General features: G+C 63.3%; 22 protein-coding genes and 1 tRNA gene. 15 read left to right on the forward strand and 8 right to left on the reverse strand.

From position 1 onward, the window contains the following. The first annotated feature begins 24 nt into the window (after nt 1-24). From X743_RS167255 to X743_RS167240, 4 genes are all read left to right on the forward strand, one after another. On the forward strand, nt 25-417 hold the full coding sequence (locus tag X743_RS167255; protein ID WP_023763506.1) for an Mth938-like domain-containing protein: 393 nt from the start codon (nt 25-27) through the stop codon (nt 415-417). A gap of 1 nt (nt 418) precedes the next feature. Continuing rightward, nucleotides 419-1,267 carry a phytoene/squalene synthase family protein gene (locus X743_RS167250; RefSeq protein WP_031257352.1) on the forward strand — a complete coding sequence of 283 codons (849 nt, stop codon included), beginning with the start codon at nt 419-421 and terminating at the stop codon, nt 1,265-1,267. 80 nt (nt 1,268-1,347) lie between these two features. Continuing rightward, on the forward strand, nt 1,348-1,785 hold the full coding sequence (locus tag X743_RS167245) for a hypothetical protein (protein ID WP_023763508.1): 438 nt from the start codon (nt 1,348-1,350) through the stop codon (nt 1,783-1,785). Then, on the forward strand, nt 1,785-2,735 hold the full coding sequence (locus X743_RS167240; RefSeq protein WP_023763509.1) for a sterol desaturase family protein: 951 nt from the start codon (nt 1,785-1,787) through the stop codon (nt 2,733-2,735). Before X743_RS167245 ends, X743_RS167240 begins: the two co-directional genes overlap by 1 nt. Nucleotides 2,736-2,737: 2 nt before the next feature. On the opposite strand, the gene X743_RS167235 is transcribed toward X743_RS167240, so the two are convergent. The 5 genes from X743_RS167235 to X743_RS1000000170205 all read right to left on the reverse strand — a co-directional run bounded on the left by X743_RS167235 (nt 2,738) and on the right by X743_RS1000000170205 (nt 5,729). After that, the gene (locus X743_RS167235) at nt 2,738-3,070 is read right to left on the reverse strand and encodes a type II toxin-antitoxin system RelE/ParE family toxin (RefSeq protein ID WP_198028398.1); all 333 of its coding nucleotides are present in this window, start codon (nt 3,068-3,070) and stop codon (nt 2,738-2,740) included. Then, entirely contained in the window at nt 3,054-3,344 is a 291-nt protein-coding gene (locus tag X743_RS167230; protein ID WP_023763511.1) for a type II toxin-antitoxin system ParD family antitoxin, read from the reverse strand. Before X743_RS167230 ends, X743_RS167235 begins: the two co-directional genes overlap by 17 nt. Before the next feature lie 69 nt (nt 3,345-3,413). Then, entirely contained in the window at nt 3,414-4,823 is a 1,410-nt protein-coding gene (gene trmFO / locus X743_RS167225) for a methylenetetrahydrofolate--tRNA-(uracil(54)-C(5))-methyltransferase (FADH(2)-oxidizing) TrmFO (protein WP_023763512.1), read from the reverse strand. A 575-nt stretch (nt 4,824-5,398) separates the two neighbouring features. After that, nucleotides 5,399-5,539, reverse strand: coding sequence for a DUF1127 domain-containing protein (locus X743_RS1000000170200; RefSeq protein ID WP_013895120.1), 141 nt, complete (start codon nt 5,537-5,539; stop codon nt 5,399-5,401). 49 nt (nt 5,540-5,588) lie between these two features. Beyond that, a complete protein-coding gene (locus X743_RS1000000170205; RefSeq protein WP_013531315.1) occupies nt 5,589-5,729 on the reverse strand; it encodes a DUF1127 domain-containing protein in 141 nt (46 codons plus the stop codon). Between the two features lie 237 nt (nt 5,730-5,966). Between X743_RS1000000170205 and X743_RS167220 the strand changes: the two genes are divergently transcribed. Beyond that, nucleotides 5,967-7,085 (forward strand): DUF2157 domain-containing protein, encoded by a 1,119-nt coding sequence (locus tag X743_RS167220; RefSeq protein ID WP_023763513.1) that lies wholly within the window; start codon nt 5,967-5,969, stop codon nt 7,083-7,085. Then, nucleotides 7,082-7,666 (forward strand): GDYXXLXY domain-containing protein, encoded by a 585-nt coding sequence (locus X743_RS167215; protein ID WP_031257354.1) that lies wholly within the window; start codon nt 7,082-7,084, stop codon nt 7,664-7,666. Before X743_RS167220 ends, X743_RS167215 begins: the two co-directional genes overlap by 4 nt. Nucleotides 7,667-7,716: 50 nt before the next feature. On the opposite strand, the gene X743_RS167210 is transcribed toward X743_RS167215, so the two are convergent. Continuing rightward, nucleotides 7,717-7,799: transfer RNA gene (locus X743_RS167210), tRNA-Leu, on the reverse strand. Nucleotides 7,800-8,162: 363 nt separating this feature from the next. Here X743_RS167210 and tig point away from each other — a divergent pair. Next, nucleotides 8,163-9,656 (forward strand): trigger factor, encoded by a 1,494-nt coding sequence (gene tig, locus X743_RS167205; protein WP_023763515.1) that lies wholly within the window; start codon nt 8,163-8,165, stop codon nt 9,654-9,656. Between the two features lie 157 nt (nt 9,657-9,813). Further along, nucleotides 9,814-10,332 (forward strand): hypothetical protein, encoded by a 519-nt coding sequence (locus tag X743_RS167200; protein ID WP_023763516.1) that lies wholly within the window; start codon nt 9,814-9,816, stop codon nt 10,330-10,332. Nucleotides 10,333-10,377: 45 nt separating this feature from the next. Here X743_RS167200 and X743_RS167195 read toward each other — a convergent pair whose 3' ends face one another. Beyond that, entirely contained in the window at nt 10,378-11,058 is a 681-nt protein-coding gene (locus tag X743_RS167195) for a GntR family transcriptional regulator (RefSeq protein WP_023763517.1), read from the reverse strand. 220 nt (nt 11,059-11,278) lie between these two features. On the opposite strand from X743_RS167195, the gene X743_RS167190 reads away from it, so the two are divergent. The 7 genes from X743_RS167190 (at nt 11,279) to X743_RS167160 (ending at nt 19,778) form a co-directional block, all read left to right on the forward strand. Then, a complete protein-coding gene (locus X743_RS167190; RefSeq protein WP_023763518.1) occupies nt 11,279-12,406 on the forward strand; it encodes a sugar ABC transporter substrate-binding protein in 1,128 nt (375 codons plus the stop codon). A 103-nt stretch (nt 12,407-12,509) separates the two neighbouring features. Further along, complete coding sequence (locus X743_RS167185; RefSeq protein ID WP_023763519.1) at nt 12,510-14,042, forward strand: sugar ABC transporter ATP-binding protein; 1,533 nt, start codon at nt 12,510-12,512, stop codon at nt 14,040-14,042. Beyond that, nucleotides 14,039-16,114: an ABC transporter permease gene (locus X743_RS167180; protein WP_023763520.1), complete on the forward strand. Its 2,076-nt coding sequence runs from the start codon at nt 14,039-14,041 to the stop codon at nt 16,112-16,114. The genes X743_RS167185 and X743_RS167180 overlap by 4 nt, the downstream gene beginning before the upstream one ends. A 13-nt stretch (nt 16,115-16,127) precedes the next feature. Continuing rightward, complete coding sequence (locus tag X743_RS167175; RefSeq protein ID WP_023763521.1) at nt 16,128-16,934, forward strand: SDR family oxidoreductase; 807 nt, start codon at nt 16,128-16,130, stop codon at nt 16,932-16,934. 13 nt (nt 16,935-16,947) lie between these two features. Further along, the gene (locus tag X743_RS167170; protein ID WP_023763522.1) at nt 16,948-17,895 is read left to right on the forward strand and encodes a 3-hydroxyacyl-CoA dehydrogenase; all 948 of its coding nucleotides are present in this window, start codon (nt 16,948-16,950) and stop codon (nt 17,893-17,895) included. Further along, entirely contained in the window at nt 17,892-18,854 is a 963-nt protein-coding gene (locus X743_RS167165) for a 3-keto-5-aminohexanoate cleavage protein (RefSeq protein WP_023763523.1), read from the forward strand. Before X743_RS167170 ends, X743_RS167165 begins: the two co-directional genes overlap by 4 nt. 45 nt (nt 18,855-18,899) lie before the next feature. Continuing rightward, a complete protein-coding gene (locus X743_RS167160; protein WP_023763524.1) occupies nt 18,900-19,778 on the forward strand; it encodes an SMP-30/gluconolactonase/LRE family protein in 879 nt (292 codons plus the stop codon). A 128-nt stretch (nt 19,779-19,906) separates the two neighbouring features. Here the strand turns inward: X743_RS167160 and X743_RS167155 are convergent, their stop codons facing one another. Then, nucleotides 19,907-20,680: a hypothetical protein gene (locus tag X743_RS167155; RefSeq protein ID WP_023763525.1), complete on the reverse strand. Its 774-nt coding sequence runs from the start codon at nt 20,678-20,680 to the stop codon at nt 19,907-19,909. Between the last annotated feature and the right edge of the window lie 217 nt (nt 20,681-20,897).

Genomic DNA, 20,897 nt, shown 5'->3' on the forward strand with positions numbered 1-20,897 from the left:
CGGCGCCGAAGGGGTGACAAAGTGGTGACCGGCAAAGGCATCGTCATCCGCGAGGCGCATTTCCCGGGCCGCGCACCGATCGAGGCCTACGGCAATGGCGGCTTCCGCTTTGCCGACATGTCGCATCGCGGCTCGCTCCTATGCCTGCCGTCAGGAATCCATGGCTGGGAGCCGGCCAATCCGCTAGCGCTGACAGTCGCGGATTTCGACAGGCTGCTGGCCGAGGCGGACAAGGTCGAGATCCTGCTGGTCGGCATGGGCAGGGATTTGAGGCCATTGCCGGCGGCGCTGCGGGCGGCGCTGAAGAATGCAGGCATAGCCTCCGATCCGATGTCGACGGGGGCTGCCGTGCGGACCTACAACGTGCTCCTGGCCGAGGACCGCGCCGTGGCCGCCGCGCTTATCGCCGTCGACTGACATGTCCCAGAACACCGAGATCGTCATGGACACGGTGCGCGCCGCCGACCACGACCGCTATCTCACCGCGCTCTATGCGCCGGCCGACAAGCGCGACGCGCTGTTTTCGCTCTATGCCTTCAATGCCGAGATCGCCGGTATCCGCGATCGCATCCACGAGCCGTTGCCCGGCGTGGTGCGGCTGCAATGGTGGCGGGACGTGATCGCCGCCGGCGGCGAGGCGGGTGCGGGTCATCCGGTTGCCGAAGCCTTGAATGCCACCGTCGCAGCGTTCAAATTGCCGAAACTTGCCTTCGAGAACATGCTCGAAGCCCGCATCTTCGATCTTTACGACGACCCGATGCCGTCGCGCACCGATCTGGAAGGTTATTGCGGCGAGACGGCAGCAGCACTCATCCAGCTTGCCGCGATGGTGCTCGATCCCGGCGAGGCGCCAAGGTTCGCCGAACTGGCGGGCAGGGCAGGCTGTGCGCAGGCAATGACCGGCCTGTTGCTTCTGCTGCCGCTGCACCGCAAGCGAGGGCAGTGTTTTGTCCCGGCGGACATCCTGGCGGCGGGGGGCTCATCGCCGGAGGAGTTTGTCGCTGGCGATGGCGGGCCTGGTGCGCAGCGCGCGGTGGCGGCGATGATGGCGCTGGCGCACGAGCATCTTTCCGCCTTCGAGCGAGGCGCCGTAGCGCTGCCGGCATCGTTGCGTGCGGCGTTTCTGCCGTTGGCGCTGTCGCGCGCTTATCTCGGCAAGATGGAACGGGCGCGCCAATCACCGCTCGATGGCGTCGTACGGTTGTCCGCCTTGCGCCGGCATTGGCTGCTGCTGCGTCGTGCAAGCAAGGGCTGGCCGGCACTTTGACGTAAACGTCAACCGTGTTAAGGATTCGGCCGGGCCGAGAACTGTCGCCGAAGACGACAGCTGCCGGAGGAAATCCATCCATGAGCTTGCCTGTGCTGGTCGTCCTTGTCGTGTTCGGCATTGCGCTGTCGGTCGCCGCCGTGCATTTCACCGGCGGCAGCAGGACGGCAATGCTTGCCGGCGCAGATCAGGCGCTGAGCCGTTTCGCCGAGGATTTTCCCGACGAAGTGGCCGCGAAAGTCCAGCTGACGGCGGATGCCAGGACGGCATTCCTGGATATCGGGCGCGGGCGCATCGGCATCGTGCACGGCGTCGGCGACTGCTTTTTGACCCGCATCGTCACGGCTGCTGCGGACGTCTCCGTGTCCAATTCCGACGAAACGAACACGATTCTGATGCGCCTGGCGGACTTTACCTGGAAGGGCGGCAGCTTCCGCTTTGCCAGTGCCGGTGATGCTCAAGCCTTGCTGAATGCTCTCGGCGCGCACCAATCAAATTCCACTGCGGAGGCTGCTTGATGGACGACTACAATTTTCCGCAGGTCACCCAGTTGGCGATTCCGTTCTTTGTCGCCGCCATCCTGATCGAGCTCTGGCTGGTGCGCACCGGTCGTGCCAAGGGAGCGTTCGAGACGCGCGACACACTGACCAGTCTGATGATGGGCACCGGCAATGTCGTCGCCGGACTGCTGCTTGGCGTCGTCTCCTACCGGGCGCTGCTGTGGCTGTGGCAGTTCCGCGCCTTCAACCTCGGCCTGTCGGTCTGGATGTTCCTGGCCGCGTTCCTGCTCGATGATCTGCGCTACTACGTCTATCACCGCATCGCGCACCGGGCGCGCTGGGTGTGGGCCGAGCACGTCAACCATCACTCCAGCCAGCACTACAATTTGTCGACCGCGCTCAGGCAAAGCTGGACCGGCCTGTTCACCTTCATGTTCGTGCTGCAGGCGCCGCTGGTGCTGCTCGGCTTCCATCCGGCGGTAATTGCCTTCACCTTCGGCTTCAACCTCGTCTGGCAGTTCTGGATCCACACAGAGACCATCGGCAAGATGTGGGGCTGGTTCGAATTCGTCTTCAACACGCCCTCGCACCACCGCGTCCACCATGCCACCAATCCGCGCTATCTCGACGCCAACTATGCCGGCACGCTGATCGTCTGGGACCGCATGTTTGGCACCTTCGTCGAGGAACTGGAAGAGGACCGGCCGCGCTACGGCATCGTCAAGAATCTCGGCACCTTCAACCCGCTGAAAGTGGCGTTCCACGAATGGATCGGCATGTTCAGGGACGCTTTTGCGCCAGGTCTTTCGATTGGCGATCGCATCAACTATCTGATCAAGCCGCCAGGCTGGAGCCATGACGGTTCGCGCGATACGTCGGAGAACCTGAAGGCCGCCTATGTCAGGCGAAATCCAAGCGAGGCGGGGAAGCCGGGGTTGCCGATGGCGGCAGGGGAGCCGGCCGAGTAGCGCTACGAAGGCTCGCGCGAACCACCATCGCGCATTAGTGTTTCGTAGTCACGGCCGCCGTAGAAGATGTTGACGATGCGGACGATATCGCTCTCGATCACATAAATGATGACGGCGGAGTGCTCGAACGGGACGGTTCGCAATCCCGGCGCGATATCTTTGCGCGAGCGGCCGCCGCGAGGTGCGTTGCCGATGTTCTGGCAGCGGTCTTCGATACGCAGCACGAATCTCAGCGCTAGGTCGGGATTTCCGCTTGCCTCGACTATGTGTCTGAAAATGTTGGTGAGATCGTTGCTGGCGCTTTCGCGATACTCGACTTCAAGCCGCCGAATCATCAGCGCGGCTCGAATGTTGATCAGCGAATTTCCTAAGCCGTTCGCGAACCTCTTCTGCGGAAAGGTTTGGCCTCGTATCCTCGATCGACGCCTTCACCCGCGCCCGGATCGAGGCCAAGCGCTCGGCGTGTTCTTCCTCTTCGCGCTGCAAGGCGCGTAGCGCCGCGCGGATAACTTCGCTCGCCGAGCCGAAGGAGCCGTCCTCGACTTTCTCGCGGATCATGCGAGCCATGGCTGGCGTGACGGTGACGGACAATTTTTCGGCGGATTCCACAATATGGCTCCTTGCGGATGAAGTAGGATACTATCCTACTTCATCGTTCGGGTCCAATCTGGTGGTCTGCTATTCCGCAGCTTGCGTCTGTGCCGGCAAGCCTAGCCACTCCCTGCAATCGCCCAGGGCGCGCGAGGTAATCGCGTGGCGCTTGGCAACGGTCTTGTCCTTGCCGCGCAGGCGTTTGCCTTCGATCTTCACCGCTTCGACCGGCGGGAACAGGCCGAAATTGACGTTCATCGGCTGGAATGACCGCTTGCCCGGCTCATCGTCGGACACGATGTGGCCGCCGGTGATGTGGTTGAGCAGGGCGCCGAACGCTGTCGTCAGCGGCGGCAGCGACGGCGCATGGCCGAGCCGTTTAGCGGCGGCGAAGCGGCCGGCGAGCAGGCCGATGGCGGCGCTCTCGACATAGCCTTCGCAGCCGGTTATCTGGCCGGCGAAACGAAGGCCAGGCCGCGACTTCAACTGAAGTGACGCGTCGAGCAAGGTAGGCGAGTTGATGTAGGTGTTGCGGTGCAGGCCGCCCAGCCGTGCGAAATCGGCGTTTTCGAGCCCCGGAATGGTGCGGAACACGCGCACCTGCTCGGCATGCCTGAGCTTGGTCTGGAAGCCGACCATGTTGTAGAGCGTGCCCAGTGCATTGTCCTGGCGCAGCTGCACCACGGCGTAGGCCTTGACGGTCGGGTGGTGGGCATTGGTCAGGCCCATCGGCTTCATCGGTCCGTAGCGCAGCGTCTCGACGCCACGCTCGGCCATGATCTCGATCGGCAGGCAGCCATCGAAATAGGGCGTGCCTTCCCATTGCTTGAACTCGGTCTTCTGGCCGTCGACCAGCGCTTGCACGAAGGCGAGGTACTGGTCCTTGTCCATCGGACAGTTGATGTAGTCCTTGCCGGTGCCGCCCGGGCCGACCTTGTCGTAGCGCGACTGGAACCAGCAAATGTCCATGTCGATCGTGTCGAAATGGATGATCGGCGCGATGGCGTCGAAGAAGGCGAGCGCATCGGCGCCGGTCGCGTCCGCGATCGACTGGGCAAGCGACGGTGCGGTCAGCGGGCCAGTGGCGATGATTGCCTGGTCCCAATCCGCCGGCGGCAAGCCCGGCACTTCCTCGCGCTTGATGGTGATCAGCGGGTGCGCTTCGAGCTTTTTCGTCACCGCCTCGGAGAAACCGTCGCGGTCGACGGCCAGCGCGCCGCCTGCCGGCACCTGGTTGGCGTCGCCGGCGCTCATGATCAGCGAACCGGCCAGCCGCATCTCGGCATGCAGCAGGCCGACGGCGTTGTTCTCGGCATCGTCGGAGCGGAAGGAATTGGAACAGACGAGTTCGGCCAACCCATCGGTCTTGTGCGCGTCGGTGCCGCGAACGGGACGCATTTCATGCAGGATGACCGGTACGCCGGCTTGCGCCGCCTGCCATGCGGCTTCGGAACCGGCGAGACCGCCGCCGATGATATGGATGGGATTTTTGCTCATGAGCGCCGGAATAATCGCTTGATGCGGCGATTGCAATTGCCGTGCCTGGTGTTGGGCAAACTGCGGACAGGCGAAACCAGACGCTGAATACAACAACACCCGCCGGGGGAGGAGGTCCGGCGGGTGTCGTTTTGGGGGTCGATCCTCGGGAGGAGGTGAAGATCGACCGTATTCGTCATTGCCGGGGAGGAGGTCGGCTTTGACGAAATCTCTTTTGCTATCTTTTGAAAGGGGCAAAACCCTTTGGAGCGAAAATTCATTTCGCTCCGGGGAAACAACGCCCGCCGCGGGAGGAGGTGCGGCGGGCGCCGTTTGGTTGGCCAACCCTCGGGAGGAGGTGAAGGTCGGGCCTATTCGTCATCGCCGGGGAGGAGGTCGGCTTTGACGAAATCTCTTTCGCGTTTTGAAAAGGGGCGAAACCCTTTGGAGCAAAATTCATTTCGCTCCGGGGAAACAACGCCCGCCGCGGGAGGAGGTGCGGCGGGCGCCGTTTTGGTGGTCAACCCTCGGGAGGAGGATAAGGGCTGACCGTTCGCTGGAGGTCGGGGAGGAGGTCGACCCCAGCGAAATTCCTGTTAGATCGCGCGGCGGGCGACGATCTTGATTTCGTCGCGGACGATACCGAGATCATGCAGCTGGCGGTTCGAAAGGCGACCCAGCTCGGTAACCGTCTCGCGATAAACGCGCCAGTTACGATAGTTGCGGATCAGGTTCATTGTCGTTCTCTTTTTCAAAACTGGTTCGGACCATTCGCGGTCCGAAGAATTAGACCGCCTTGCGAGCGACGTAAGGAATGTCGCTGCGGCTGATGCCGAGGTCGGTCAGTTCACGGTTGCTCAGGCGGCTCAGCTCGGACACGGTGTCCCTGTAGCGGCGCCAGTTGCGATAGTTGCGGATCAAGTTCATGGTAGTTCTCGTTTCGTCTTTCTTGCGGATCATTCCGTTTGTGTACGAACCATAAATAGGGGGACCCATATCGATTTAAAAGCGCTATGGCTGCATGGCAGCAATGCAAATTGTGCAATGCAACATTAACGCGCCTTCACGGACCTGACACAAAGAAGCCAGAATCAGAAAGTGCCGCTGCGTCAAAGGTTTGACCGGGCCGGCTCAAAAAAAGACCAAACTTGGGGGAGAAGCGGGATGGCAGGTTATTCGTCACGAGTAAGGTCGGATATCGCGCGGTGGCGGCAGGCGGGCCTGATCGACGCGGCGACAGCCGATACATTAACGCGTGACGTCGAGGCCAACGAGCGCAATTCGCTCAGTTTCGGTTCGATCCTGGCAATGATGGCCGCCTTGCTGTTCGGCGCCGCCATCCTGATCTTCGTCGCCGCCAACTGGGACGCGATCCCGCGGCTGGCGCGGGTCGTAGCCCTTTTCGCCATCATCCTTGGCGGTTATATCGGCGGCGCCGTGCTGAAGACGCGCGACCATGCGGCAATCGGTGAGGCCCTGTGGATCGTGGCCGCCGCCGCTTTCGGCGGTTCGATCGCGCTGATTGGCCAGATGTATCATCTCTTGGGCGACGAGGCTTCCGCCCTGATCACGTGGGGCGCCGGCACGGCGCTGGCGGCGGTGGTATTGCGGTCGAACCCGCTGACGGTTGCCGCGGTCGGCATCGCCGATGCCTGGCTGTTCCTGAGAGGGTTCGACTATTTCTATCGCAATGAATTTCCGCACGCCTTCGTCATCATGGCGGCCGTGCTGTTTGCCATCTCGTTCTGGACCCGCAGCCAGCCGGCACGCCATTTGATCGTCCTGTCGTTGCTCTTCTATCTCGTGCTGTTGGCGATGAACCACGCGACGCTGCCGGTGGCGATCCCTCTGGTCATTGTCTCTGCCGCGCTTTTCGCGGCTGCCGTGTTCGCACCGGAGCCGGTCGACAGGATCGTCCAGCTTGGCGGCCGCTTGCCCTTGCACGCACTGCTCGGCTTCCTCACCGGCCTGGCATTCATCCAGTTCGAACTGGCCGACGAGAGCACCTACAATAGCGGCTTTGCCATCGCTTCCGTCGTCGCGCTGGCCGGCATCGTCGCGGCGATCGTGCTGGCAGGACGGGAGAGCCGTGGCCTGCGCTGGCTTGCCTATCTCGGTTTCGCCTTCGAACTCGCCATCATCTATGTGGTGACCTTGCAGTCGATGCTCGACACTGCCGGCTTCTTCCTTGCCGCCGCCGTGCTGCTCGGCATCCTCGCGGTCGTCATCATCCGCGTCGAAAAACGCATGAAGGGTCCAGTCACCACGGGAGCGACGGCATGATGACCGGAAAGCGACTGATCATTTCGGCGCTGGTGCTGGCGCTCGTCCAGATAGGGTTCCTGAGCTGGATCATCGCCGGTCGAGCGGCGATCCTGCGCAACGGCAAGGACGTGCTGTTGAAGATCGAACCCGTCGATCCGCGCGACCTGCTGCGCGGCGACTATATTATCCTCGGCTACGAGATTTCGCGCATCCCGGTGAAGATGATCGCCAACATTCCAGCCGGCAAATTCTCCAGCGACGAAACGCCGATCGTGGTCCGCCTGAAGAAGGGGGCCGACGGCTATTGGACGGCGACCACCGCCTGGTTCGGCAAGGCGCCGACGCCGGCGGGTACCGACGAGGCGGATATATCAGGACGTGTCACCGAGGGCTGGGATCTTCGCGGGGAGAGCGCGACGATCGCACCGGACTACGGCATCGAGCGCTTCTACCTGCCCGAAGGCGAAGGGATGGCGATCCAGAGCGACATGCGCGTGCGCTCCTTCGGGATCAGGCTTGCCCTTGCCAGCGACGGCAAGGCGCAGATCAAGGCGCTGGTCGATGGCGACAAGACGCTGTTCGAGGAGCCACTGTATTAGAGATAGAGCCTCAGGGTGGCCTGCCACCCGAAGCTCGCTGGAGCGAAGGGTGGTGCGGGTAGAGGGACTCGAACCCCCACGATCTCTCGCCAGAACCTAAATCTGGTGCGTCTACCAGTTCCGCCATACCCGCATTGCCCGGCAATCTCATGTAGCCATCATTCTGTCAATGTCGGGGCGGAAATGTTGGGTCAGGATCAAAGAATGTTGGTTATTGGCCGAAATGCGAAGACTGTTGAAAATTAGCCTCGCGTGTGACAAAAGGCGTGTCAAATGTGACGGGACGCGACGATCCGCTTCTACAGAATGTGATAAGAAGTAGGAAAAACAAGAACTTATTCACATTTTGGAACGCAGTTTGGGAAAGTTTGAGCCGTATTTTCGGTCAAACCGCCAGGTTCCGTACCAAAAGCCATTCCCGGCAAGACTATACCGGCAGGCTGTGAACGGCAGGGAGCCGTTTGGCAGCCTCATTGGTGAAAACAAAGGTTTTACGATGCAGGTCACCGAAACACTCAACTCCGGTCTCAAGCGCGAGATCAAGATCACCGTGCCGGCTGGTGACATGGAAGCCAAGCTGATGGCGCGGCTGTCGGACGCCCGCAACAAGGTCCGCATCAACGGCTTCCGGCCGGGCAAGGTGCCGGTGCAGCACCTGCGCAAGGTCTATGGCAAGTCGTTCATGGCCGAAGTGGTCAACGAGATCCTCAACGATTCGACCCGGTCGATCATCACGGGCCGCGGCGAGAAGGCGGCCATGCAGCCCGAGGTCATCATGACCGAGGACGAGAAGGAAGCCGAGAAGATCCTGGCCGGTGGCGCCGACTTCGAATTCCGCCTCAACTACGAGGTCATTCCGGCGATCGAGATCAAGGATTTCTCCGACATCAAGGTAACGCGTCAGGTGTACGACGTGCCTGAAACGGAGATCGACGAGCAGGTCAAGCGGGTCGCCGAATCGGCGCGCAGCTATGAGCCGAAGACCGGCAAGGCCGCCGAGGGCGACCGCGTGAGCATCGACTATGTCGGCAAGATCGACGGCGAGGCCTTTGCCGGCGGCGCCGGCAACGATCAGCCGCTGGTGCTGGGCTCCAAGGAATTCATTCCCGGCTTCGAGGATCAGCTTGTCGGCACCAAGGCCGGCGACGAAAAGCAGGTTACGGTGACCTTCCCCGAAAACTACCAGGCGGCGCATCTGGCCGGCAAGGAAGCCACCTTCGACGTCACCGTCAAGGAAGTGTCGAAGCCCGGCGAACTCGAAATCAACGACGAGACCGCCAAGAATCTTGGCCTGGAATCGCTGGAGCGCCTGCGCGAGATCGTGCGCGGTCAGATCGAGAACCAGTTCGGCTCGATGACGCGCCAGAAGGTCAAGCGCCAGTTGCTCGACCAGCTCGACGCGGCTTATTCGTTCGAGGCCCCGTCGAAGCTCGTCGAGGCCGAGTTCAACAACATCTGGGCGCAGGTCAACCGCGATCTGGAAGCGGCCGGCCGCACCTTCGCCGACGAAGAGACGACCGAGGAAGAGGCTCGCGTCGAGTATATGCGTCTTGCCGAGCGCCGCGTGCGCCTTGGCCTGGTGCTGGCCGAGATCGGCGAGAAGGCCGGCGTCACGGTATCGGACGAAGAGCTGCAGCGCGGCCTGTTCGAGCAGGTTCGCCGCTTCCCGGCCAACCAGCAGCAGGAAGCCTTCGAGTTCTACCGCAACAACCCCGAGGCGCTGAATGCGCTGCGGGCGCCGATGTTCGAGGAGAAGGTCGTAGACCATCTGCTCGGCCAGATCTCGGTCACCGACGTCAAGGTCAGCAAGGAAGAGCTGATGGCCGATGACGAGGAAGCGGAAACCACGACCAAGGCCAAGCCGGCCAAGAAAGCCGCGGCCAAGAAGGCTGAAGACAAGAAGGCCGACGCCAAGTCTGGCGATGAGGCGGGAGAGCCGAAGAAGAAGGCTGCGCCTAAGAAGAAGGCGGCCGCCAACGACGCCGAATAAGTCTCGGCACTTGATGAAATTGACGAAGGCCGCCTCCCGAGGCGGCCTTTTTCGTTGCGAAACTGCAACAGGCGGCCGGCTTCTCAGGCCGTGGCACTTGGCGATACCAAGCGTTGATCACTATCTGCGCTTCTGCTGCAAATTCCTGGAGGGGGCGTTGAGCCTATTCTTCGAAACGGGGCGTGCTGTCGTCCTGACGCTCATCCTGGCCTTCGCCTGCAATCTTGCCCCCGCCGACGCGATTGCCGGCGACTGGCGCTTCGGCACGGCTGACGATGGGCTGGTCACGGCTTCGCTCCATGCCACCAACAAGCTGATCACCGGCGGTGGCGCCTTGAGCTACAGCCCGGTCCTGACCATAGCCTGCCGGGCAGGCGAACCGCGCTGGACCGAATGGCTGCAATTGAACGACGCGGTTTCGGCCAGCCGCAAGATCACGATGTCGGTTGCCGTCGACGGCGACAAGTTCGACGAGAGTTGGTCGGTCGGGTCGCGCGGCAGGATGCTGGTGCTTGACGGCGCCGATGCGATCAAGCGCCTCGTTTCCGCAAGCCGGCTGTCGCTTTCCTGGCGGTTCGGACTGTTGTCAGGGCGCGGCCAGGCGGATTTCGACCTTGCGGGGTTTGAAGAGGCGGTCGAGCAGATCGCCGGGAACTGCCATATCGATCCGCCGTAACTATCGTCCTCGACCCTGGGCGAAAGCCGAGCAGGCTTCGCAGTCCTATTTCAGCAGACCGACCAGGACGTCGAAGGCCGCGTCGATGTCGGCGCGGATCGCCTGGCGGACGGCTTCGACATCGCAATTGCGCAAGGCCGCGAACATCTCCTGGTGGTGCTCGTTGGCGGTCGAGTAGTTTCCGGAATCATGCAGCATGTTGAAGTAGGGGCTGATCTGCAGCCACAGGTTCTCGATGATGTTGAGGATGTTCTCGGAGCCCGCCGCCCGGTAGATGGAGAAATGAAAGGCGTAGTTGGCGCGCAGATAGGATTTGACGTCTCCCGCCGCGTTGGCCAGTTCGAGCGCATTGAGGTGCAGGCCAAGCTGCGCGATGCCCTGGTCGTCCATGCGTTCGGCCGCCCATGCGGCGGCGATCGCTTCGATCTCGAAGCGGACATTCCTGAGATCGATGAGGCGCGCGCGGCTGAGTGCGGGAATTCCGATCGAGCGGCCTGAAACAACCATCAAGGCGTTGGCCGCCGTCAGCCGCCGCAACGCCTCCCTAACCGGCATCGGACTGACCCCGAAGGCGTCGGCCAGGCTTTGCACGGTCACCATCTCGCCAGGCACGATGCTGCCGTCGAGGATCAATTCGGTGACATGGCGATAGACCCTGTCCTGCAGGGTTTCCCTGGACAGGGGCACGATCTCGACACCAGGCTTCCTGAACGCCGCTCCGGCCATCTCCCCATCAACCTTTCCGCGCAAGGCCGCGCCACAACCCGTTCCCGGAATGCAGGGTTCCGGCAGCGGCGTCAAGCGTCCGCGACTGTCGCCTAACCGTCAAGACTTTTCATCATTGATCTTTGATCAAATCGTGGTACGGTTTTCAATATCGGATGGCGAGGGCTAGCTTTCGTGCCCTCGGGAGGCATTCGGTCATTCGGATCGGGAGGAATTTCACATGGGTATCGGATTGAAAGTCCGGCGGCTCACGCTGCTGGCAGGCATGGCTATGTGTGCTTTTGGCATGTCCGCGGCTGACGCGGCCCAGAAGCACAAGATCTTTCTCAGCATGAGTTACATCGGCAATGACTGGCAGGCAGAGGCAGCCAACATGGTCAAGGCCATCGCGGCCCACAAAAGCCTGGCCGACAAGGTCGACCTCCAGGTCCAGGTCGCAGGACCCAATGCGCAACGCCAGATCCAGCAGATCAACGCCATGGTGCAGAGCGGCGCAGAGGCGATCGTCGTGTATCCGATCTCGCCGACGGCGCTCAACCAGGTCGTCAAGAATGCCTGCGACAAGGGCGTGAAGGTCTTTGCCTATGACGCCGAGATCACCGAGCCTTGTGCCTACAATGTCCATATCGACCAGCTGGAAGCGGGCAGGGTGACCGCCGAATGGCTCGTCAAGAAGCTCAACGGCAAGGGCAACATCATCGCTATCACCGGTGTTCCCGGAACATCCGTGGACGACCAGCGCACCAAGGCCGCCAAGGAAGTCTTCGCCAAATATCCCGACATCAAGATCGTCGGCGAGGCTGTCGGCATGTGGAGCCAGGCGGTCGCTCGAACCGAACTGTCCAAGATCCTCGCCACGCGCAGTTGGGGCGACATCAACGGCCTGTGGATGCAGGTCGGCTGCTTCACCGCCAACTCCATGCAGCTCGAGGCCGGTAAGAAGGACAGCGAACTCCTGCCTTGCGCCGGCGAGGGCTCGAATGGCGGCCGCATCCAGATGCTGCCGGAGGGAACCGAAGTCGAAGGTGCCGCTACTCCCTATGCACCGGCGGGCGCGCAACGCATTTCCTATGCCTCGCCGCCCTATTCCGGCGCGTTGGCGTTGAAGCTTGCCGTCGAGGCGATCGAAGGCAAGGACGTGCCGAAGACGACGATCCTGCCGTTGCCGGTCGTCACCAACGAGACGATCAAGCTTTGCAACGAGGGCACCTGGGCGGAGATGAAGGCCGGCTGCAACGTCTTCAAGCCGTCACTGGTTTCCAATCCCGGCTGGTTCGCTTCGATCTTTTCGGACCAGACGCCCGAGATCGGCCTCAACGCCGCCCTCGTCGGACAGCCCGAGAACTAGCCTCCCAAGGCAAACCCTGACGATGCGCGGACATCTTGTCCGTGCATCGTCGATCCGCGCTAATGCGTGTCGCCCAGAAATGCGCAGCCCGGCGATCGAGGACATGACAGAACACCCAGCGCTTCCCGCCATCGAGATCGACGGCATCGGCAAGGCCTTCGGGCCAACGGTGGCGCTGGATGGCGTGTCGTTCCGCATTGCGCCCGGCAGCGTCCATGCGCTGCTGGGCGAGAACGGAGCCGGCAAGTCGACGCTGGTGAAACTGCTTTCGGGACTTGTGCGGCCGAGTGCCGGTCATATCAGGGTCTTCGGCAAGGAGATCGGCTACGTCGCACCGCGCGCGGCACACGCGCTGGGCGTGCAGACGGCGTTCCAGGAGATGACGCTGGTGCGCGACCTCTCGGTCCTCGACAACATGCTGATGCCTTATGCTCCGGTCGGCATCTCCGGCCTGATCCGGCGCGCGGCGGCGCGCAAGGCGGTCCGTCGCCATATCGACGAGCTCGGCTTTTCCGTCGATCTCGATGCCGAGGTGGGCGAGCTCGAGCTTTCCGTGCGCCAGAAGATCGAGATCGCGCGCGCCGTCTACCGCAAGCCGCGCATCCTGCTGCTCGATGAGCCGACCTCGACGCTCGCCGGTCGCGATGTCGAGTGGCTGGGCGACATCATCGCCAGGCTGAAGGCGGCAGGCACCACCATCGTCTTCATCACCCATCGCATGCGCGAGGTCCGCGCTTTTTGCGACACGCTGACGATCCTGAGGAATGGCCGCCACATCGTCACCGCGCCGGTTGCCGATGTCTCGGACGCCGACGTCATCGAAAAGATCATCGGCCGCAGCATCGAACAGACCTTTCCGCCCAAGCCCGATGGCGCCCAGGCTTTCGGTCCGCCGGTCCTGGGCGTGCGTGACTTGAAGGTCGGGCGCAAGCTCGACGGCGCGAGCTTCGATCTGCGCCGCGGCGAGATCCTCGGCATTGCCGGGCTGCAGGGTATGGGCCAGCAGGATCTGTTCCTGGCCTGCTTCGGCATGGCCGAAATCACCCGCGGCGACGTCCTTGTCGATGGCCGAAAGGTCTGGCTCGGCTCTCCGGCGGATGCCTTGCTGCCCAATATGGCCATCGGCCTGGTGCCGGAGGACCGCAAATCCGAAGGCCTGTTCCTGAAACTGCCGGGTAGCCAGAACGCCACGCTGCCGGTGGTGTCGCGCTTCACACGCTTCGGCCTTGTCGATGTTGTGGCCGAGACGCGCGCCGTCGAGGCGGCGTTCGCAACCGTCGAGGTCGACCGACGGGCGCTGTGGACGCGGGCCGGGGCTTTTTCCGGCGGCAACCAGCAGAAGATCGCCATCGCCAAATGGCTGGTGGCGCAGAGCCGCATCCTGCTGCTGTTCGACCCCACGCGCGGCATCGATGTCGGCACCAAGCACGAGCTCTACGTGATGATGCGAAACTACGTCGCCGCCGGCGGCTCGATTCTGCTGCACTCGACCGAGATTCCCGAACTGGTCCACCAGTGCGACCGGGTTCTGGTTCTCTATGACGGGCGCATCGCGGCCGAGCTGGAAGGCGACGCCATCGCCGAGCCTGCCATCATGCGGCCGGCGCTTGGACATGCCGGGGATGTAGCCGCATGAGCAGCGTCTCCTCCTCTGCTTCCGCCGGATTCGGGCTGCGCCGTGCGCTGATACGCAATCGTGGGGCGCTGATCGCCGCGGGCGTCCTTGCGATCCTGCTTTTCATCGTCGACTGGATCAGCGCCGGGCCGCTGACCTATTTCGACGTGTCGTTCCTGTCCAGCGGCGGCGCGACCTCGGCGCTCGCGGCGATCGGCCAGACGATCGTGATCCTGTCGGGCGGCTTCGACCTGTCCGCCGGAGCGGTGATATCACTGGTCAATGCCGTGCTGGCGTCGAGCATGGATCCGATGGCGCCAGGCGCAAGCATTCTCTTGTGGACGGCCGTCGGCATCGGCGTCGGCATGGCGGTCGGTGCCTTCAATGGCTTCTTCATCGCGGTGCTGCGCATGCAGCCCATCGTGGTGACGCTGTCCACCATGTTCATTCTGCAAGGCGTGACGCTGCTGGTGATGGACAAGCCCGGCGGCTTCGTGTCGCCCGATCTCGGCACCTTCTATTTGGGCGACGCGATCACCGGCTGGCTGCCAATGCCGCTGGTGGTGATCGGCGTCGTCCTGCTCGCCTGGTTCTGGCTGAAGGGAACCCGTTTCGGCACGGCGCTCTATGCGGTCGGCAGCGATGCGGATTCGGCTGCCGCAGTCGGCATCAACGTCGTCCTGGTGCGCTTTGCCGTCTATGTGATCGCCGGCGGCTGCTACGGCCTTGCCGGCGTCTTCATCAGCGCGCAGACCGGCAGCGGCGACCCGCTGGTCGGCAATCCGCTGCTTCTGTCTATGTTCGCGGCGGTGGTTGTCGGCGGCACGCGCCTGGGCGGCGGGCAGGGTGGTCCGGTGGGCACCGTCTTCGGCGCCTACATCCTGATGATGGTGGTGAACATCCTGCTGGTGCTCAATGTATCGGCCTATTATTCGACCATCGCCGAAGGCACCATCCTGGTGCTGGCGGCCCTTGCCGGATCCCTGTCTCACGCATCGGTGCTTGCCGTGCAGCTACGCGCGGCGCGCGCCCGGCTGGCCGCCTGGCGAGCGGGTATTCTGCCCTCGCAGCTTGAACCGATCGACCGGCGGCTCAAGATTGCCGGACCCTCGCATGGCAAACCCGACACGGTGTCTCCGCGTCCCACCTTCCATGTTCGCAACGCGGAGACGCTGCGCTACGCGCTGCCCGCCTATATCTGCCTGCTTATCATCGTGGTCGTCACCCAGATCTGGCTCGGCCGTGCCATCCTCAATCCCGGTTACTGGAATTCACTGCTGGTGCTGTCGTCCTTTCTCGCCGTGCTGGCGCTCGGACAGGGAACGGTCATCCTGACCGGCGGCCTCGATCTCTCCGTTCCGTGGACGATCGGTATTTCCGGCATCATCCTGGCCGGCATGGTCAACGGTTCCGATGCGGCACTCCTCTACGCCTTGCCGGTCGTGCTGGTGATGGCCTGCGCCATCGGCTTCGCCAACGGCTTCGGCATCGTCTATCTCGGCATCTCGCCGATCGTCATGACGCTTGCCACCAACGGCATTCTGCAGGGCTTCGCGCTACTCTATTCGCAGGGCACGCCGGCCGGGTTTTCCTCGCCCATGCTGCGCTGGTTCATGACCGCCAAGCTCGGTTTCGTGACCCCGGTGGTCCTGCTGATGATCGTCTTCGTGGTGGTGGCGGTGCTGTTGCTTGGACGCACGCCGTTCGGGCGCCGAGTCTACGGCATCGGCAATGGGCTGCGCGCGGCGCGCCTGTCCGGCATCGGCGTCGAGCGCACGTTGATCCTGGTCTATATGCTGTCGGCAGTCTGCGCCGCTGTCGTTGGCATCATGCTGACCGGCTTCTCCGGCCAGGCGAGCCTTGGCATGGGCGACGACTATCTCTTGCCGTCGATCGCCGTCGTGGTGGTGGGCGGTGCGCTGATCACCGGCGGGCGCGGCCATTATCTCGGCATGCTCGGAGGCGTGCTGCTTTTGACGGCGCTGCAGATGCTGCTGGCCGGTACCACGCTGCCCTACGCCACGAGGGCAATTCTCTACGGACTGGTCGTTCTGGGCGCCGTCATGGCGTTGCGCGAGCGGCAGTTGCAATGAAAAGGATGGAACGATGAGCGCAAAGGCACCTCAAACGGCGGACGAATTCTTGGCCGGGCTGAAAGGACAGCGCGTGCTGGTGACGGCGGGCGCCGGCGGCATTGGCTTTGCCATCGCCGACACGCTCTCGCGGCTTGGCGCGCGTGTCGTCGTCTGCGACGTTTCCGACGAGGCACTGGCTGCCGCGCCTGGCAAGATCGACCTGGTCGCGGCGGTCAAGGCCGATGTCTCGCGCGACGATGACGTCGATCGGCTGTTCGAGGCGGTTGAGAAAAAACTCGGCGGGCTGGACGCACTGATCAACAATGCCGGCATCGCCGGGCCGACCGGTGGTGTCGACGAGATCGAGCCGGACGACTGGCGGCGCTGCATCGACATCTGTCTCACCGGCCAGTTCCTGTGTGCGCGGCGCGCCGTGCCGCTGATCAAGGCGGCGGGGGGCGGCTCGATCGTGTCGATGTCATCGGCGGCTGGCCGCCACGGCTATGCCTTTCGCACGCCCTATTCGGCGGCCAAGTTCGGCGTCATCGGTTTCACCCAAAGCCTCGCCAAGGAGCTTGGGCCGCACGGCATCAGGGTCAACGCCATCCTGCCGGGCATCATCGAAGGGCCACGCATCGAGGGCGTCATCTCGGCGCGCGCCAGGCAGGTCGGCATCAGCCACGAGGAGATGACCGGGCGCTACCTGCAGAACATTTCGCTGCGCCGCATGACCAGCCCTTATGACGTCGCGTCGATGGTCGCGTTCCTGCTGTCGGACGCCGGCATCAACATTTCCGGGCAGTCGCTCGGCGTCGACGGCAACGTCGAAACGCTCTAGGGAGGGCCGATCCATGGCAAAGGTTGCGATTGTCGGCAGCGGTTTCATCGGGCGGGCCTGGGCGATCAGCTTCGCCCGCGCCGGCCATGACGTGCGGATGTGGGACCAGTCGCCCGCCGCGACGGGTGGTGCCCGCGACTACATTGAAGGCGTGCTCGGCGATCTTTCCTCGAACGACCTGCTGCGCGGGCAGTCCGTCGACACGGTGCTTGGCCGCATCGCCATCGCGGCCGAACTGGAGGAGGCGCTGGCCGGGGCAATCCATGTCCAGGAGAACACGCCTGAAAACCTCGATGTGAAGCGGGAAGTGTTCTCCCTGATCGACAGTCTGGCCGGCCCGCAAACGGTGATAGCCAGCTCCACCTCGGCGCTGTTGCCGTCGAAGTTCACCGACCATCTGCAGGGACGGCACCGCTGCCTGGTGGTGCATCCGATCAATCCGCCCTACCTCATTCCGGCGGCCGAGGTGGTGCCGGCGCCATGGACGTCGGTCGAGACGCTGGAAAGAACCCGCGCCTTCCTCATCGATGCCGGCCATGCGCCGCTGGTGATGAAGCGCGAGCTCGACGGCTTCATCATGAACCGCCTGCAGGGTGCCTTGCTTGAGGAAGCCTTCCGGCTCGTCGCCGACGGCTATGCCAGCGTCGAGGATGTCGACATCGGCATCCGCGACGGGTTGGCGCTGCGCTGGTCGTTCATGGGACCGTTCGAGACCATCGACCTCAACGCGCCCGGCGGCGTGCGCGATTATGTCGATCGCTACCAGGGCATCTATTCCAACATTTTTCCGCAGATGCTGCGCCGGGTCGACTGGGCGGGCGAGGTCATGGCAACCGTGGAGGCCGAGCGCAGCAAGCGACTGCCCAGGGAAAATCTGGGCGGGCGGCAGGTCTGGCGGGACCGCCGGCTGATGGCGCTGGCGGCACACAAGAAGAAATCGGATCAGGAGTTCGGACAATGAAGGAAACCAGCCGCAAGCCCGGCGCAACGGCAGCCAGGGGCAAGGTCATCATCACCTGCGCGGTGACCGGGGCGATCCACACGCCGACCATGTCGCCCTACCTGCCGATCACGCCGGACCAGATCGCGTCGGAGGCGATCGCCGCGGCCGAGGCCGGTGCCGCGATCCTGCATCTGCACGCGCGAGACCCGGAAACCGGCAAGCCCGACCAGACGCCCGAGGCCTTTGCCCGCTTCCTGCCACGCGTCAAGCAAGGCACCAATGCCGCCATCAACATCACCACCGGCGGCAGTCCGTACATGAAGGTCGAGGAGCGCGTGCGCCCGGCCGCCCAGTTCAAGCCGGAAGTCGCTTCGCTCAACATGGGCTCGATCAATTTCGGGCTCTATCACCTCGCCGACAAATACGAGACCTTCAAGTTCGACTGGGAAAAGCCGCATCTGGAGGCGACGCGCGACCTGGTCTTCCGCAACTCGTTCAAGGACATCGAGTACATTCTGGCCACCTGCTACGACAACGGCACGCGCTTCGAGTTCGAGTGCTACGACATTGCCCATCTCTACAACCTCGCCCATTTCGCCGATCGCGGGTTGGTGAAGCCGCCGTTCTTCGTGCAGTCGGTGTTCGGCCTGCTCGGTGGCATCGGCACCCATCCGGAAGACGTCGCCCATATGAAGCGCACCGCCGACCGGCTGTTTGGCGACCGGTTCCGCTGGTCGGTGCTCGGCGCGGGCGCCAGCCAACTGCGCATCGCCGCGCAATCGGCCGCACTCGGCGGCAACATCCGGGTCGGGCTGGAGGACAGCCTGTGGGCCGGCAAGGGCAAGCTCGCCAAGTCGAACGCCGAACAGGTCGTGCTGGCGCGCAAGATCATCGAAGGGCTCGGCATGGAGGTGGCGACGCCGGATGAAGCGCGCGAAATCTTGTCCCTGAAGGGTGGCGACAAGGTTGCCTTCTGAGGCCGGACCAATCACCGCGCGGGCGTCAATAGAGAGGAGGACAGCATGAAGATCGAAGTCGTGGTGGATGTGAAGACCACCTTGGGAGAGGGGCCGCTTTGGGACGTCGAACAGGAGCGCCTTTACTGGATCGACAGTTTCGACGGGCGGGTGTTCCGAGCGACCGCCGACGGGCGTGAAATCCGCTCCTGGGACGTGCCGATGAAGATCGGTTCAATGGCGCTGCGCAAGGACGGCGGTGGCGCCGTCGTCTCGCTGCAGCGCGGCTTCCATCTGCTCGATTTCGCCACCGGCGAGGTGACGCTGATCCATGATCCGGAGCCGGACAAGCCGATGAACCGGCTGAACGACGGCAAGGTCGACCGGCGCGGGCGCTTCTTCGCCGGCTCGATGGATACGATGGAGGAGGGACCTTCAGGCGGGCTCTACCGGCTCGATCCGGATTTTTCCGTCACCCGGATCGATACCGGCATCATCTGCTCCAACGGCCCGTGCTGGAGCCCCGACGACCGCACCTTCTACTTCGCCGACACCTGGACCGGCGAGATCTGGGCCTACGACTACGACATCGCCACCGGCGCGGCCACGAACCGCCGCACCTTTACCCGCGTCGACACCAGCCGGGGCGGTGCGGCCGATGGCTCGACCGTCGACGCCGAGGGCTATCTGTGGAATGCCCTGGTCTATGACGGAAGGCTGGTGCGTTACGCGCCGGACGGCACTGTCGACCGCATCGTCGACATGCCGGTGAAGAAGATCACCAGCGTCATGTTCGGCGGGCCGAAGCTCGACACGCTCTACGTCACCTCGATGGCCAAGCCGCCGCTGCCGCGCTTTCCTGGCGACGGTGTCCTGCGCGGCAGCCTCTTCGCCATCACCGGCCTCGGTGTTACGGGCGTGGCGGAGCCGCGGTTTGGCGGGTGAAGTTCGGCGCACGACGGATCGCCCAAGCCGCCACGGATAGCCGCTCTTTACCTTCAGCAACCAGCAATGCCGCCGGCAAACCGGCGGCATTGTGACTGGCGGCTCCTGCCGTTTTCGATCGTTATGCCTTAAGGCGTCGTTTCCGCTTCGATCTTGGCGGCCGTCTGGTCGATCTTGTCGGCAAGGACTCCTTGGGCCCAAGTCGTGACCTCGGCGTCTATGGGCTTGTTGGCCATGTTTGCCAGCGCAGCGTCGAGTGATGCCTGATCGGTGCCGACGGTGGCCGTGGTAGCTGCTGCCTCAGCTTCGGCGGCGGCCGCGTTGGCGTCGGCGACAACGGCCGTCTGAGCCGTGATCTGCTCATTCAAGGCCTGGATCTGTGTGGCGTTGGCGACAGGGTCGACCTGCGCTGCCGTCAGCTGCGTATTCAGGTCATCCAGTTTGGCCTGGGCCGCTGCCGCTGTGGCTGCCGCCGTCTCCGCCGCGGCTTGCGCGACCTTGGCTTTCGCGGATTGCGTCACGAATGCCTGAACACCGGCGAACTTCTTGCTCTTGGAGTTCATATAGGCGTTAATGTTGCGCTGCAGAGAGTTCAGCCGGCCAAGCTTGGCGTGGATGTTCTTGTCCTTGGTCACCGACGAGACCTGCGTGCTCGTGTCGACCGTCGTGTCCTTTTGCGCCTTGGCTGCCTGCCCCGGGGCCGACGACGACTTGCCATGCGTAGCGCCGCTGTTGCCGTGTGAGGCGCCGGCATTGCCACCGCCGTTGCCGTTGCCACCGCCATTGCCACCGCCGTTACCGCCGCCATTGCCACCACCGTGCCCGTTGCCACCGGCGAGCGCCGGAGTTGCCAGGAGCGCCAGTGAGGCAAGGGCCGCAAATAAAGTTTTTCGGGTTGTCATGGTAATCTCCTCGAGGAATCGCCATCCGCCCGACAGCTAAGAAAGGCTCGTATGAGAAATCGCTAATTCTACAGAGTAAACTTTAGTCAAATGCCGTATCAATACGCGAGCCCGCAGCCCGCAGACGCGGTAACGGTTTGATAATACAAAGAAATCGGCGCCATAAAGCTGATGCAGTACTGAAGTCCCATGTCGGCGGGACCTTGGTCCTAGTTGC

Origin of the sequence: Mesorhizobium sp. LNHC232B00 (genome assembly GCF_000502435.1) — a bacterium.
Taxonomy (GTDB): domain Bacteria; phylum Pseudomonadota; class Alphaproteobacteria; order Rhizobiales; family Rhizobiaceae; genus Mesorhizobium; species Mesorhizobium opportunistum.

Coding starts and splice junctions, on each gene's coding strand:
- X743_RS167250 (WP_031257352.1), top strand. CDS start 419: ATGTCCCAGAACACCGAGATCGTCATGGACACGGTGCGCGCCGCCGAC.
- X743_RS167245 (WP_023763508.1), top strand. CDS start 1,348: ATGAGCTTGCCTGTGCTGGTCGTCCTTGTCGTGTTCGGCATTGCGCTG.
- X743_RS167240 (WP_023763509.1), top strand. CDS start 1,785: ATGGACGACTACAATTTTCCGCAGGTCACCCAGTTGGCGATTCCGTTC.
- X743_RS167235 (WP_198028398.1), bottom strand. CDS start 3,070: ATGATTCGGCGGCTTGAAGTCGAGTATCGCGAAAGCGCCAGCAACGAT.
- trmFO (WP_023763512.1), bottom strand. CDS start 4,823: ATGAGCAAAAATCCCATCCATATCATCGGCGGCGGTCTCGCCGGTTCC.
- X743_RS1000000170200 (WP_013895120.1), bottom strand. CDS start 5,539: ATGAACCTGATCCGCAACTATCGTAACTGGCGCGTTTATCGCGAGACG.
- X743_RS1000000170205 (WP_013531315.1), bottom strand. CDS start 5,729: ATGAACTTGATCCGCAACTATCGCAACTGGCGCCGCTACAGGGACACC.
- X743_RS167220 (WP_023763513.1), top strand. CDS start 5,967: ATGGCAGGTTATTCGTCACGAGTAAGGTCGGATATCGCGCGGTGGCGG.
- X743_RS167215 (WP_031257354.1), top strand. CDS start 7,082: ATGATGACCGGAAAGCGACTGATCATTTCGGCGCTGGTGCTGGCGCTC.
- tig (WP_023763515.1), top strand. CDS start 8,163: ATGCAGGTCACCGAAACACTCAACTCCGGTCTCAAGCGCGAGATCAAG.
- X743_RS167195 (WP_023763517.1), bottom strand. CDS start 11,058: ATGGCCGGAGCGGCGTTCAGGAAGCCTGGTGTCGAGATCGTGCCCCTG.
- X743_RS167190 (WP_023763518.1), top strand. CDS start 11,279: ATGGGTATCGGATTGAAAGTCCGGCGGCTCACGCTGCTGGCAGGCATG.
- X743_RS167185 (WP_023763519.1), top strand. CDS start 12,510: ATGACAGAACACCCAGCGCTTCCCGCCATCGAGATCGACGGCATCGGC.
- X743_RS167180 (WP_023763520.1), top strand. CDS start 14,039: ATGAGCAGCGTCTCCTCCTCTGCTTCCGCCGGATTCGGGCTGCGCCGT.
- X743_RS167175 (WP_023763521.1), top strand. CDS start 16,128: ATGAGCGCAAAGGCACCTCAAACGGCGGACGAATTCTTGGCCGGGCTG.
- X743_RS167170 (WP_023763522.1), top strand. CDS start 16,948: ATGGCAAAGGTTGCGATTGTCGGCAGCGGTTTCATCGGGCGGGCCTGG.
- X743_RS167165 (WP_023763523.1), top strand. CDS start 17,892: ATGAAGGAAACCAGCCGCAAGCCCGGCGCAACGGCAGCCAGGGGCAAG.
- X743_RS167160 (WP_023763524.1), top strand. CDS start 18,900: ATGAAGATCGAAGTCGTGGTGGATGTGAAGACCACCTTGGGAGAGGGG.
- X743_RS167155 (WP_023763525.1), bottom strand. CDS start 20,680: ATGACAACCCGAAAAACTTTATTTGCGGCCCTTGCCTCACTGGCGCTC.